We start from the raw sequence: 12,751 nt of genomic DNA on the forward strand, positions 1-12,751 counted from the left end.
GTCAGCGGGCTCCGGCCACCGCCACCAGCGTGCCCGGCGTGGTGCGGTGAACACCGTTGGCAACCACCAGGCTGTTGTCAGCCAGAGACCCCCTGACATAGGCCATGTCACCCTGGATTTCCAGCACCTCAACGGCTTCGCGCACCGTCCGTGTGCCTTGCGGTGACTCTTCGAGACGCAACACATTCCAGAGGCCGCGGCTGCTCTCCAACAGGGCGGCGATCGGCAGCCAGCCGCCCCGCGCCTCTACGGACTCTTCCATAATCAGGGTGATCGGTTCGCCGTCCACCGCGTCGATGTCCGGGGGAATGGCGAAAACGGCTGTCGTCACCCGGGTCACCGGGTCCACGTCAGGTCGCACCGTGAGCAGGGGGCTGGAGAAGCTTTCCCCGCGCAACTTGAGGGTATATTCCCTGCCCACCTGCAGGCTTCTTGCCTTGGCGACTGCGACGCCGATGTTGGCCTCACGGCCGGCGGTTTCGATGAACTGGACGACCGGCATACCCGGATTGACCACCGCCCCCTGATGCACAAAACGATCAGCGATGACGCCGGCATAAGGGGCGCGCAGGGTCGCTTTTTCTATCTGGATTTCGATGCTGTGCAGACGGGCGGTGACTGCCTCGACCCGCGATGCCAGTGCCTGTGCCCGAAGCCGGGTCTCATCAAAGGCTTCCCTTGATACGGCGCCGGATTCGCGCAGTTCCCTTTGCCGCCTGGCTTTTAGCTTAGCCAGTTCGAGCTCCGAACGTGCCTGGTCCAGGTCGGCGCTGGTGGCGCTGTAGCTCGCACGCAGGGAGGCATCGTCCAGCCGGGCGATCAGCTGGCCTTTTGCGACCGGGCTGCCCTCGCGCCAGGGAAGCTCTGCTACCGTTCCGGAAATTTCAAACCCCAGTCGCGCTTTGCGGCCGGCGGCGACCAGGCCGAGATAGGATACCTGGCGCAGGTAACTGTCCTGCAAGTGGTAGCCGGTTGCAGCCACCGTCAGGGGAATGCGTTCCGCGGGTTTGTCTCCCATGGCGAAGCGGGCATGCAGGATACCGGTCAAAGCGATGACAATCACGGCGGCGGCTGCCACCCCTATTGCTCCCGCAAATCTGTTGCTTTGACGAGTGTTCATGAGATTTACCTCGATGTTAATTGGAGTAACATTAATGTTAAGACGATTAACATAAAAGTCAAGAACATATCAGAGGTACGGCTTGCAGCGCCCGCTGGATTACCGCACAATACGCGCCCTCTGCAGGCAGCTGCAGACGCTGTGGTGGCCCAGGCGGTCCCCCCGCAACGATAGATAGCGAACCCGGCCAGGCCCGGAAGGGAGCAACCGTAGTTATCGACTCGTGTGCCGGGGTGTGGCTGTCTGGGTCATCTCCATTTTCTCCCCACCGCCTGTGGTGTATCCTTTCCTACTTCTCAGATAACAAGGCAATACGGGGCATGTCCTACCAGGTTCTCGCGCGCAAGTGGCGACCCAAGAGTTTCAGGGAAATGGTCGGCCAGGAGCACGTGCTCCAGGCGCTGATCAATGCGCTGGACCACGACAGGCTGCATCACGCCTACCTCTTTACCGGCACCCGCGGGGTGGGCAAGACCACGATCGCCCGGATCCTCGCCAAGTGCCTCAACTGCGAACAGGGAGTCAGTTCGGAGCCCTGTGGTGAGTGCGGTTCCTGCCTGGAAATCGCCGAGGGCCGCAGTGTTGATCTGCTGGAGGTGGATGCCGCCTCTCGTACCAAGGTCGAGGACACCCGGGAGTTGCTGGAAAACGTCCAGTACGCCCCGACCCGTTCCCGCTACAAGGTTTACCTTATCGACGAGGTGCACATGCTCTCCACCAGCAGTTTCAACGCACTGCTGAAAACCCTGGAAGAGCCGCCGCCACACGTGAAATTCCTGCTGGCAACCACCGACCCGCAGAAATTGCCCGCAACGGTGCTGTCCCGCTGTCTGCAGTTCAACCTGAAGAACATGCCTCCGGAACAAATCGTCGGCCACCTCGGCAATGTGCTGGAAAAAGAGATGGTCAGTTTTGAGGAGCCGGCCCTGTGGCTGCTGGGCAGGGCGGCATCCGGTAGTATGCGTGACGCTCTCAGCCTGACTGACCAGGCCATTGCCTTTGGTTCGGGAAAGCTGGTTGAGGCCGATGTGCGCAGTATGCTGGGCAGTGTCGACCTGAGTTTCGTCTACCAGTTGCTGGAGGGCGTTGCCGCCGGTGATCCCGCCGAATTGCTGGCCATCGTTGCGCGCATGGCCGAGCATGCGCCTGACTTCGAGGGCAGCACGGACGAATTGATTTCCCTGGTCCATCGGGTCGCGGTCGCCCAGGTGGTACCGGAGGCCATCGACAACAGCTGGGGTGACGCCGAGCGGGTCGCCAGCCTGGCCCGGTCAATTACTGCCGAAGACGCCCAGCTGTTCTACCAGATAGCCCTGAATGGCAAGCGCGACATGGGCCTGGCGCCCGATCCGCGCTCGGGTTTCGAGATGCTGCTGTTGCGGATGCTGGCATTCCGGCCGGCGGCGGTGATAGACGAGTCATTAGGGCCCGCGGATTTGCAGCCAGCGCCGGCGAATTCTGCCAGCTCCAGCGCCGCCGTGGAGGTCGGCACCCCGGTAAAAAAGTCACCTGATTCCGTGGGGGAGGGTGCGCCTTCCCAGCCACAGGCCGCGGCGAGTCACCACACGGAACGAAAAAGAGAGCTTGCCAGTCAGGATTCCCCGGCAGCACCGGTACGTTCACAGCCCGAGCCAGCACCACAAGCGGCAGCCGCGCCCGCCCCTGAAAAGGCGCCGTTGGCGGCAGCCAGCGAGAAACAGGCGATTGGCGGGGTGACACCGGAAAACTGGTGTGAGTTACTGCCTCAGCTGGGCTTGCTGGGCATGGTGCAGAATATCGCCAGCAATATGCAGCTGCTCACTGTGACCGGGGATACGCTGGAGTTTGTGCTCGACGCCGACAATGCGTCCTTGTTCAACGATGGACACCGCGACAAGATCCGCCTCGCTCTGCAGAACTACTTTGACTGCGAGCTGTCTGTTTCCATAAGTGTTGCAACGCCGCCCGGTGAAACGCCGGCAATGCGCCAGGCGCGGGCAAGAAACGAGCGCCAGCAGAGAGCCGTTGCCGAGATCGAAAATGACCCGCGCCTGCAGGCGTTGCTCGCAAACTTTGATGGTGAGCTGGATATTACCTCCATCGCACCGCTGGACTGAATTTGAGGATATTTCCATGAAAAACCTGTCGGACCTGATGCAACAGGCCCAGAAGATGCAAGCCGACATGCAGAAAGCGCAGGAACAACTGGCCGATGCCGAAATTCATGGCGAGGCCGGCGCCGGCCTGGTCAGCGTCATCATGACCGGACGTCACGATGTCAAACGTGTGACCATCGACCCGGCAGTGATGAGCGAGGACAAGGAGGTGCTGGAGGACCTGTTGGCAGCCGCAGTCAACGACGCGGTGCGTAAGGTCGAGGCTCACAATCAGGAAGCCATGTCCGGCCTCGCCGCGGGGCTCAACCTGCCTCCCGGTTTCAAGATGCCATTTTAAGCAGCCGCGGCCGAAATGAAATTCAGTCCTGCACTTCAGGAATTGATCGAAGCACTGCGCTGTCTCCCTGGCGTTGGGCCCAAGTCGGCCCAGCGAATGACGCTGCATCTGCTCGAGCGTGACCGGGAGGGGGCGACCGCACTGGCTGCGGCCCTGCAAACAGCGGTCGATAAGGTAGACCACTGCTCCCGGTGCCGCAATTTCACCGAACTGGAGGTCTGTGAAATCTGCAGTGATGCCCGTCGTGATGCCGGCACCATTTGCGTGGTGGAAACTCCGGCGGACGTGCTGGCCGTAGAGCAGAGTGGCAGTTATCGTGGCGTATACTTCGTGCTCATGGGGCACCTGTCGCCAATCGATGGAATCGGTCCGGAGGAAATCGGCCTGGACCGATTCCAGCAGCGAGTTGTTGACGAAGGCATTGAAGAAGTTATCCTCGCCACCAACCCCACCGTGGAGGGAGAGGCAACCGCGTACTACCTGTCCGACGTGTTACAGCGGGAGGGAGTGAAAGTATCCCGCATAGCGCACGGGGTTCCCCTGGGCGGCGAACTGGAATACGTGGACGGTAGCACCCTGGCCCACGCCTTTTCCGGCCGGCGGCCGGTGGAGTAATTCATGGATTGGATACTGATCGAATCGGACGCGGCCCTCGCCGAACTGCTGTCCAGCGCCAGAGGCAGCCAGGCTGTAATGGTCGATACCGAGTTTATGCGCCGCAATACCTTTTATCCCCAGGTGGCGCTGGTACAACTATGTTTTGTCGGCAGCGATGCCGCGGGAACCGCATGGCTGGTGGATCCACTGCAAATAGAGGATCCCTCGCCGCTGGTGGCCCTGTTTGAAAACCCTGACGTGGTGAAAGTGCTGCATTCCGCCAGTGAAGACCTGGAGGTATTCCAGCACTGGTTGGGGGTGCTGCCGCGACCGCTGTTCGATACCCAGAAAGCAGCGGCCATGGTGGGGCTGGATTTTGGCCTGGGATACCGGGCAATGGTCCTGGAGTTATGCGGTGAGGACCTGCCCAAAGGTGAAACCCGCTCGGACTGGCTGCAGCGTCCGCTGACCGAGTCACAGTGTCACTACGCTGCCCAGGACGTTATCTGGCTGCTGGATGCCTACCGTGTCATTGCCGCGCGTTGTGCGGAGCAGGGCAAGTACGACTGGGTGCTGGAGGACGGTGAGATGGCCTGCCAGGGGTTGGCCTCGACTTCGGGCGCGTATTACAAAAAAATCAAAAGTGCCTGGAAACTCTCGCCTCGGGAATTGGCAACCCTCATCGCAATCTGCGACTGGCGGGAAGCGACCGCCCGGGAGAAAGACAAGCCGCGCAGCTGGATAATCGATGACAAGGCCTGTTTGCAACTGGCGCAAAAAAGCCCCGCCAATATGAATGAACTGCGCGCTGCGGTGGAGGTGCACCCGGGGACCTTGCGTCGTTACGGAGAATCGCTTCTGGACCTGATCAGCGAGCATTTCTCACAGGACAATGTCGACCTGCCATCGAGCCTGCCGGCACCGTTGAATGCCAGCCAGCGTAACAAGCTAAAGCGACTGAAGCAGGAAACGGAAAACATTGCCCGACAGTTGGGTGTTGCCCCACAGGTGCTGGTGTCGGGCAAGGATTACGAGGCGCTGATCAGGGGTGACGCGGAGCAACCCGCCGCCTGGTCAGGCTGGCGACGGGAGCGGGTTATCGAACCTCTGCGTGCTTTTCTTGATGGAGATGCAGCATGAAACATCTGGTGGAAATTTTCTGCAGCTCGCGCAAGCAAGAAATGTATCTCTATGTAGAGAAAGCGAAGGGGCTTGCCGATGTTCCCGAAGTATTGCTGCAGCAGTTTGGTGAGGCCAGGAGTGTGATGACCCTGGTCCTGGACCCGGGGCGCAAACTGGCCAGGGCCGATACCACAGAGGTGTTGCAGAAGATAGAGGAGCAGGGGTTTTACCTGCAAATGCCGCCCACCGCAGGAGAACTGCTGCGTCGTGAGGGTAGCCGTGAGTGACTGGTGGAACCGTTTAAGCCTTCGGGAACTGGACAATGAACAGTGGGAGGCGCTTTGTGATGGCTGTGCCAAGTGCTGTTTACACAAGCTGCAGGATGCAGACAGTGGAGAGCTCTTCTACACGCGCATACACTGTCGCTACCTGGACCCAGAAAGCTGCCGTTGCCGTGATTATGCCGGGCGCCTGGAGGCGGTTCCGGACTGCGTCAGTCTGCGGCAGGATACTGTCGCCAGCCTGGATTGGCTACCGGAGACTTGTGCCTATCGACTGCGATCACGGGGTGAGCCTCTGCCGGACTGGCACTATCTCGTGTCGGGCAGTCGTCAAACGGTGCATGAGGCCGGTGCCTCCATTCGTGGGCGCAGCATATCGGAAGATTATGTACACCCGGATGGTTACGAAGAACACATCGTGACCTGGGTGCAGCAGGAGTAGAGGACGTGCTGAGCGAGAGTTCGTATTTAACGGCAATTTACGTGTATTGTGGCTCCGCCATCATGGTGGTGCTTTGCCTGGCCTGGTGGCTGGGTCGGCGTTGGCCCAATGGCTGGGTTGCACTGCTGGTTCTGCTGGCGGCAGCCCTGTTGTTGACACCCGCTTACCCGAGCCCCGAGGCAGAGACCATGGCTCCCGCAGCCGTTGTCGCCGCGTTTCAGCTGGCAACCGAAGGCCCGGACTCGGCACGCCACGCGATCAAACCGCTTGCTTACAGCTGTGGCCTGGCGGTGGTTCTGGCCGCGCTGTTACGGCTGACCGTGCTACGCCAGCGCAAGCCCACAGTGGCGTCGCCCACGGTGGAGGAGGACGACTGAATGCGGCCCGTACTGCACACTATTGTTGCTTTCCTGCTGCTTCTTTCCAGCCTTCAAATTTCCCCGGCCAGGGCCGAACCAGGGCTGGTGCCGGACCTGCGACTGCTGGTCGATGTTTCAGAAAACATGGAGAAGTTCGATCCGGGGAACCTGCGCTCTCAGACCCTGGAAATGGTTATTCGGTTGCTGCCGGCGGGCACAAGAGTGGGTGTCTGGGTTTTTGCCGAGGAGGCCAGGGAACTGGTGCCTTCCGGCATCGTCGACCAGGGGTGGCGAGCGCAGGCCCTGGAAGCATTATCCGATCTGGAATACAGCGGCTCTCGTACCAATATCCCCGCAGCGTTGGAAGCGGCGACGGCCGATTTGCCTGACCTCGAACCGGGCTACCGCAGTAGCGTCGTGCTGGTCACTGCAGGTACGGTCAATGTGGCTGATTCTCCCATGATCAACGTCAGCGCGGCCCGCAAGTTGCTCAGCGGCCTGGCCAAGGATCTGGGCGCCAGGGGTGTGCCCGTGCATACCATTGCCTTGACCCGCCATGCGGATTCCCTGTTGCTTCGCTCCCTGGCGCGGGAAACAGGCGGTACCTCGGAGCACGCGGAAGACGTCTCTGAGCTGGGCGTCATGTTCCTGAAAGTCATTGAAATGGTAGTACCTGTAGCCAGAGAACCGCTCTACGAACGTGAATTCAGTGTTGATGAGCGCACTGATCAGTTCGTCGTTTTTGCCGTATTCCCCAGATTCAGGGGCAAGCTCACACTACTGGCCCCTGACGGCACTGCATATTCGGCGAATGAAAACCCCGGTGACATCCTCTGGTTTCAGAATCGCCAATTCAACATGGCAAGGGTCAGTAATCCGGTCGTCGGTAACTGGCGCCTGCAATACCCGCCAAAAACGGCTGCCCGGGTTTATGTTGAGTCAGACCTGACGTTGGAGGTGGGTTATCTGCCTTATTACACCTCCGCCGGGCATGAGGCCGAGGTCACGGCGCGTCTCAACGATGCCGGCGAGACTGTCACCGACCCACAAGTGTTAGCCAGCTATAATCTGCTGCTTGACGTGACTTCTCCGCAGGGCAACACCCAGAGATACCGGTTGGACGCACCGTCGGAAGACGGCCTGTTCCGTGCGACAACCCCGCCGCTTGAATTACCCGGCCGCTATCGCTTGATGCTGCGCCTTGAGGGGGCAGGGGGGTTGGAGCGGGAGCTGCCGATCTATATGGAAGTTGGCGTTCCCACTGAGCAACCAACCCTTGTCACCCGCGGCGAGGAATCGCCGGAGGACGATTTTCAGTCCCCATTGGTGTGGTTGACAGGTGTAATGACCCTCATCCTGTTACTGGTTTGGTACATCCTGCGACGGCGCAAACGCCGGAAACTGGCACTGTGGCAGAAACGTGCCCGGGAAATGAAAAAGAGCGGCGGCCAGGATACCCTGCGCGGTACCCTGGCGGTAGCCGAGGAACAGTCGGTGAAGGATGCCGGCTCCCTTGATTAGTCGGTTCCCAATCGGTACGCTTAGTCGTTTTGCACATTCAACAGGTAAGTATTCCCATGAAATTTGAAGGAACTGAACGATACGTTGCGACGGACGATCTGCGGATGGCAGTCAATGCTGCCGTGGCCCTCGAGCGCCCGCTGCTGATCAAGGGTGAGCCGGGCACAGGAAAGACCATGCTGGCCGAAGAAGTGGCTGAGGGTCTCGGCAAACGGCTCATTCAGTGGCACATCAAGTCAACCACCAAGGCCCAGCAGGGCCTGTATGAATACGACGCCGTATCGCGTCTGCGGGACTCCCAGTTGGGCGATGAAAAAGTTCACGATATCGCCAACTACATCAAAAAAGGCAAACTCTGGGAAGCCTTTGAGTCCGATGAGCAGGTGGTGCTGCTGATCGATGAGATTGACAAGGCGGATATCGAGTTCCCCAACGACCTGTTGGTGGAACTCGATCGTATGGAGTTTTTTGTTTACGAAACCGGGGAAACCATCAAGGCCAGGCACCGGCCGATCATCATTATCACCAGTAATAACGAAAAGGAACTACCCGATGCGTTCCTGCGTCGCTGTTTCTTCCACTTTATCAACTTTCCCGACCGCGACACCATGCGTGAGATCGTGGCCGTACACTACCCGGATATCGCCAAAGACCTGGTGCAGGAAGCGATGGAGGTGTTTTTCGACCTGCGCGCTATTCCAGGCCTGAAAAAGAAACCCTCCACGTCAGAACTGATCGACTGGCTGAAACTACTGTTGGCGGACGATATCCCCGATGAAATTCTCAAGGATCGTGATCCTACCAAGGCCATACCGCCCCTGTACGGCGCACTGATGAAAAACGAGCAGGATGTGCACCTGCTGGAGCGACTGGCCTTCATGCACAGGCGCGAGTCGCGCTGAGGCATTTCCGGTGTTGATTAACTTCTTTCATGGACTGCGCGACGCGGGCGTTCCGGTCACTACCCGGGAATTACTGGATTTGCTGGAGGGCATGAAACAGCGGGTGGTGTTCGGCTCGATGGACGAATTCTACTTCTTCAGCCGCACCTGCATGGTCAAGGATGAGAAGTACTTCGATCGCTTTGACCGCGCCTTCGGTCTGCATTTCAAGGACCTGGAGGCGCTCGACGATGTGATCGAGGCACTTATCCCGGATGACTGGCTGCGATCGGAGTTCATGAAAAACCTGTCCGAGGAAGAGAAGGCCAAAATTGAGTCCCTGGGCGGCCTCGAAAAACTGATCGAGGAATTCAAGAAGCGGCTGGAAGAGCAGGAGAAGCGTCACCAGGGCGGTAACAAATGGATTGGCACAGGCGGTACGTCGCCCTTCGGCCAGGAGGGTTACCATCCGGAGGGCATCCGCGTCGGGCCCAACGGCAAAAATAAAAAAGCAGTCAAGGTCTGGGAAAAACGCGATTTCAAGAACCTTGACGACAGTGTGGAACTGGGCACCCGCAACATCAAGATCGCCATGCGCCGGTTGCGCAAGTTTGCCCGTACTGGCGCCGCCGACGAACTGGACCTGGACGACACCATCAGCTCCACCGCGCGTAACGCCGGTCTGCTGGATATCAAGATGGTGCCGGAGCGGCACAACGCGGTGAAGGTGCTGTTGTTCTTTGACGTGGGTGGTTCCATGGATCCCCATGTCAAGATCTGCGAGGAACTCTTTTCAGCGGCCCGTACCGAGTTCAAGCACATGGAGTATTTCTACTTCCACAATTTCATCTACGAAAGCGTGTGGAAGAACAATATTCGCCGCCACAACGAGCGGACGCCGCTTTTGGACGTGCTGCACAAATACAGCCACGACTACAAGGTGATTTTTGTTGGCGATGCCTCCATGTCGCCCTACGAGATCCTTCAGCCCGGCGGCAGTGTCGAGCACTGGAACGAGGAGTCCGGCGAGGTCTGGATGCGCCGCCTGCAGGACGTCTATGACAAGGTTATCTGGATCAACCCGGTGCCGGAGGAAGAGTGGCAGTACACCCAGAGTGTCGCCATCACCCACAAACTTCTGGAAGGCAGGATGTATCCCCTCACGCTCAAGGGCCTGGAAGAGGGGATGGGCTACCTTTCCAAGTAGGCTGGCTAGCCAATACTGTCCGCATAGGCAATGAGGCTGGCAGTCACCGCGACATTCAGCGACTCCACACCGTTGTTCATCGGAATTGATAGCGCGGTATCCGCCAGCGCGGAAACCGCGCTGGAGACTCCGTCTGTTTCATTGCCCAGCACGAACGCGGCGTGGCCTGAGGGGTGGTAGTCAAACAGTGTCCTGCTGGCCTGGGCTTCAAGGCTGCAGATTTCAAAACCCCGGCCGGATAGTGCTTCCAGCGCCCCCACCTGGCTGTCGCAGAGCACCAGGGGCGCCCGGTAAAGCGTGCCGGCGCTGGCCTTGATGACCAGTGGCCCCAGTGCCGCGTTGCCCCGGCGAGACCACAGGACGGCATCGATGTTGCCGGCGCTGGCAGATCTCAGAATCATGCCCAGGTTCTGCGGATTGCTGATACCGTCCAGCGCCAGGACCCGTTGGCGGGGCAGTGCTGACAGCTGGTCGAGATAGGTCTGCAGCGAGCGAAATGCCGGGCACAGGATGTCAAGGGCCACGCCCTGGTCCTGTTTGCCGTTTTTTGAAATTCGCGACAGCGCTTCCCGGCTGTGTTCACGGATGGGGATTTCACGCTCTGCGGCTGCCGCGGTCAACTCGGCGATAATGCCGCCGGACCGGTTGCTGCTGGCCAGGTGCAGGGTATGGCACTGCAGGTGGGTGTCGCGCAGGGCCTCCAGCACCGGCTTGCGTCCATAGACCGTGAGTACACGGTCGTAAAACGCTTTCTTTGCTTTGTAGCTGCCGCTGTCCTGCTGGTTCACGGCTGCGATTCCCGTTCGCGTTGCAATTGTTGCCTATACTGCCCTGGAGATGTCCCCGTCCACTTCTTGAAGGACCGGTAGAACGCTGAGTTATCCTGGAAGCCCATCACCGCGGCAATGGCGTCAATGGACAACTCATCGCGCTGTATATAGTGCACTGCCATTTCCCGGCGCAGGTTGTCCTTCAATTGCTGGAAACTGGTTCCTTCCGCGGTGAGTCTGCGATGCAGGGTGCGGGGTGACATATTCAGCTGCGCGGCCACATCACTGGCGGTTGGCAGGTTTTCAGGCCCGGATGAAAGCAGCAGTTGTTCGATCCTGCGCGACAGGGGCCCGGTTTCACCGGGCGAATCACGCCTGACCAGGGGGTAGGGTGCCAGACGTAAAAATTCGCGCAGGCTGTCTTCATTCTGGGCCAGTGGATACTGTAATAGCTGCCGGCTGACCACCAGCCCTGAATGCTCCCTGGCGAAGAGGACCGGGCAACCGAACAGGCTCTCATAGTGCTCGGCACTCTCCGGGGCCGCCGCCTGCAGATGTACCTCCAGTAGCGGAAGTTCACGGTCAATCAGCCAGCTGTAAAAGCGGTACATCATTAGCACTATATTGGCGTGCCCCACTTTTACCCGGTCATCAGCAAGCTCGGTGGAGCGCTGGAAAAGGCACAATACCCGCTCATTCCCCAGGTCAACCAGGGGCTTGGGGGGGCTGGAACTCGGCGCGTCGCGGTACTGATCGCAGTAGCCGTGGAACTCCCAGGCCCGAACCAGCGCCTGCTCCAGTGTTTGGCAGTGAATTACAAACAGGCACATCATCCGAAAGGTGCCGGGTGGGGCGTGATACTCCTGGCCCAGACCAAACGCTTCGTCCTGTAGCACTTCCATTAACAGACCGTAGAGTTTGCTGTAGCTGCTGGCGGCGATCTCGGTCGTGTCCGGGTTCGCGGCCTGTAGCGGGTTAAAGTCGAGACCTGCATGTTGCAGCGCCCGTTCCAACGGGTAGCCATGGTCGATCAATACCCGCAACAGCGTGTTGAGGGACTTGAGGGGCATGGTGTTGTTCACGGCGCAGGTGTTCCCCGGCTATCAGGGTTCGGCAGAGAGGCTCTCCCGGCCTTCCGCCAGGGCGGTCACCCGATCAGCCGACTGCTTCATACGGCCGGCGATTTCCTCGATGCGGGCGCCGCTGACCGGGCCTCCCACTGAGCCGGCGACAAAGCACATTACCGGCAATTTGTTATCCACGAACACCGGCACGGAGATGGTGCTCACGTCGTAACGGGCCTTGGGATCGATACGGTCCAGATGGAAATACTCGTCGCACAGGTCGTGCTGGTAGCGATTGGCCGCGTCTTCCAGTTCGGTCAGGCTCCAGGAAGAATGGATGCGTGCCAGTTCCCGGGTCAGTTCGGCCTCGGCCCGGGTTTTCAGGGTTACCTCATAGCCGCGCGCCCGAATGGAAATGAGCGCCACGCGCAACTTCTGGTCCAGCTTCTCGTTGTACTCACCGCGGGATTCATGAGCGCGGGTCAACCAGGCTTCGAGATGCTTGGCGGGCGAAAAGGCGGTAAAACACGCGGCCACGGGCGCGGTGTTAGGCAGTCGCAACCCGAGCTGGAAGGAGTCAATCAGCGGTTGCGCCTTGCCATACAGGGCGAGCAGGACCATATGTTGTTTCGAGCGCCCGGTGACTGCAAAGCCCACATCCAGGTCCTGTTGCAGGCTCTCCAACTCCGGCCGCGCGTACTCCAGCACCGGGAACTGGGCGAAGGCGGCGTTGCCGGCGGCGATGATGGAGGGCCCCAGTCGGTAGGCCTTGGTCTTCGGGTGTTGCACCAGAAAGCCGTAATTGGCCATGGTGGTCAGAATAGCGTGGCAGGTCGCCTTGTTCAGGTTGAGTCTGCGGGTCATTTCAGTCAGGCCGAAGGCCTGGTGGGGGTTGGCCATCAACAGATCGAGAATCGCCAGCGCGCGAGCTGTGGGTTGCGAAAATAAGGCCAA

General features: G+C 59.6%; 14 protein-coding genes and 1 other RNA gene. 11 read left to right on the forward strand and 4 right to left on the reverse strand.

The window, feature by feature from the left end:
- Position 1: 1 nt before the first annotated feature.
- Positions 2-1,120, reverse strand: a complete 1,119-nt coding sequence (locus E2F43_RS09495; protein ID WP_133212008.1) for an efflux RND transporter periplasmic adaptor subunit — start codon at positions 1,118-1,120, stop codon at positions 2-4.
- A 151-nt stretch (positions 1,121-1,271) separates the two neighbouring features.
- Between E2F43_RS09495 and ffs the strand changes: the two genes are divergently transcribed.
- From ffs to E2F43_RS09550, 11 genes are all read left to right on the forward strand, one after another.
- Positions 1,272-1,368: signal recognition particle sRNA small type (ffs, locus tag E2F43_RS09500), an RNA gene on the forward strand.
- 72 nt (positions 1,369-1,440) lie between these two features.
- Positions 1,441-3,216, forward strand: a complete 1,776-nt coding sequence (gene dnaX, locus E2F43_RS09505) for a DNA polymerase III subunit gamma/tau (RefSeq protein WP_133212010.1) — start codon at positions 1,441-1,443, stop codon at positions 3,214-3,216.
- Positions 3,217-3,232: 16 nt separating this feature from the next.
- Entirely contained in the window at positions 3,233-3,553 is a 321-nt protein-coding gene (locus E2F43_RS09510; protein ID WP_133212012.1) for a YbaB/EbfC family nucleoid-associated protein, read from the forward strand.
- A gap of 15 nt (positions 3,554-3,568) precedes the next feature.
- Complete coding sequence (gene recR / locus E2F43_RS09515) at positions 3,569-4,168, forward strand: recombination mediator RecR (protein WP_133212014.1); 600 nt, start codon at positions 3,569-3,571, stop codon at positions 4,166-4,168.
- 3 nt (positions 4,169-4,171) lie between these two features.
- A complete protein-coding gene (gene rnd, locus E2F43_RS09520; protein ID WP_133212016.1) occupies positions 4,172-5,290 on the forward strand; it encodes a ribonuclease D in 1,119 nt (372 codons plus the stop codon).
- On the forward strand, positions 5,287-5,559 hold the full coding sequence (locus E2F43_RS09525; protein WP_133212018.1) for a YcgL domain-containing protein: 273 nt from the start codon (positions 5,287-5,289) through the stop codon (positions 5,557-5,559). Before rnd ends, E2F43_RS09525 begins: the two co-directional genes overlap by 4 nt.
- Positions 5,552-5,995, forward strand: a complete 444-nt coding sequence (locus E2F43_RS09530) for a YcgN family cysteine cluster protein (protein WP_133212020.1) — start codon at positions 5,552-5,554, stop codon at positions 5,993-5,995. The genes E2F43_RS09525 and E2F43_RS09530 overlap by 8 nt, the downstream gene beginning before the upstream one ends.
- Before the next feature lie 5 nt (positions 5,996-6,000).
- Positions 6,001-6,372, forward strand: coding sequence for a hypothetical protein (locus tag E2F43_RS09535; protein ID WP_133212022.1), 372 nt, complete (start codon positions 6,001-6,003; stop codon positions 6,370-6,372).
- Positions 6,373-7,875, forward strand: coding sequence for a vWA domain-containing protein (locus tag E2F43_RS09540; protein WP_133212024.1), 1,503 nt, complete (start codon positions 6,373-6,375; stop codon positions 7,873-7,875).
- Positions 7,876-7,931: 56 nt separating this feature from the next.
- A complete protein-coding gene (locus tag E2F43_RS09545) occupies positions 7,932-8,777 on the forward strand; it encodes an AAA family ATPase (RefSeq protein ID WP_133212026.1) in 846 nt (281 codons plus the stop codon).
- Positions 8,778-8,787: 10 nt separating this feature from the next.
- Complete coding sequence (locus E2F43_RS09550) at positions 8,788-9,963, forward strand: vWA domain-containing protein (protein WP_133212028.1); 1,176 nt, start codon at positions 8,788-8,790, stop codon at positions 9,961-9,963.
- A 5-nt stretch (positions 9,964-9,968) separates the two neighbouring features.
- On the opposite strand, the gene E2F43_RS09555 is transcribed toward E2F43_RS09550, so the two are convergent.
- From E2F43_RS09555 to E2F43_RS09565, 3 genes are read right to left on the reverse strand one after another with little or no spacing between them, the layout of a single operon-like run.
- Positions 9,969-10,751 carry a TrmH family RNA methyltransferase gene (locus E2F43_RS09555; RefSeq protein WP_133212030.1) on the reverse strand — a complete coding sequence of 261 codons (783 nt, stop codon included), beginning with the start codon at positions 10,749-10,751 and terminating at the stop codon, positions 9,969-9,971.
- Positions 10,748-11,815: an AraC family transcriptional regulator gene (locus tag E2F43_RS09560; RefSeq protein WP_133212032.1), complete on the reverse strand. Its 1,068-nt coding sequence runs from the start codon at positions 11,813-11,815 to the stop codon at positions 10,748-10,750. Before E2F43_RS09560 ends, E2F43_RS09555 begins: the two co-directional genes overlap by 4 nt.
- A gap of 21 nt (positions 11,816-11,836) precedes the next feature.
- Positions 11,837-12,751, reverse strand: a complete 915-nt coding sequence (locus tag E2F43_RS09565) for an IclR family transcriptional regulator (protein ID WP_133212034.1) — start codon at positions 12,749-12,751, stop codon at positions 11,837-11,839.

The organism is Seongchinamella unica, assembly GCF_004354085.1.
Lineage (GTDB): Bacteria > Pseudomonadota > Gammaproteobacteria > Pseudomonadales > Halieaceae > Halioglobus > Halioglobus unicus.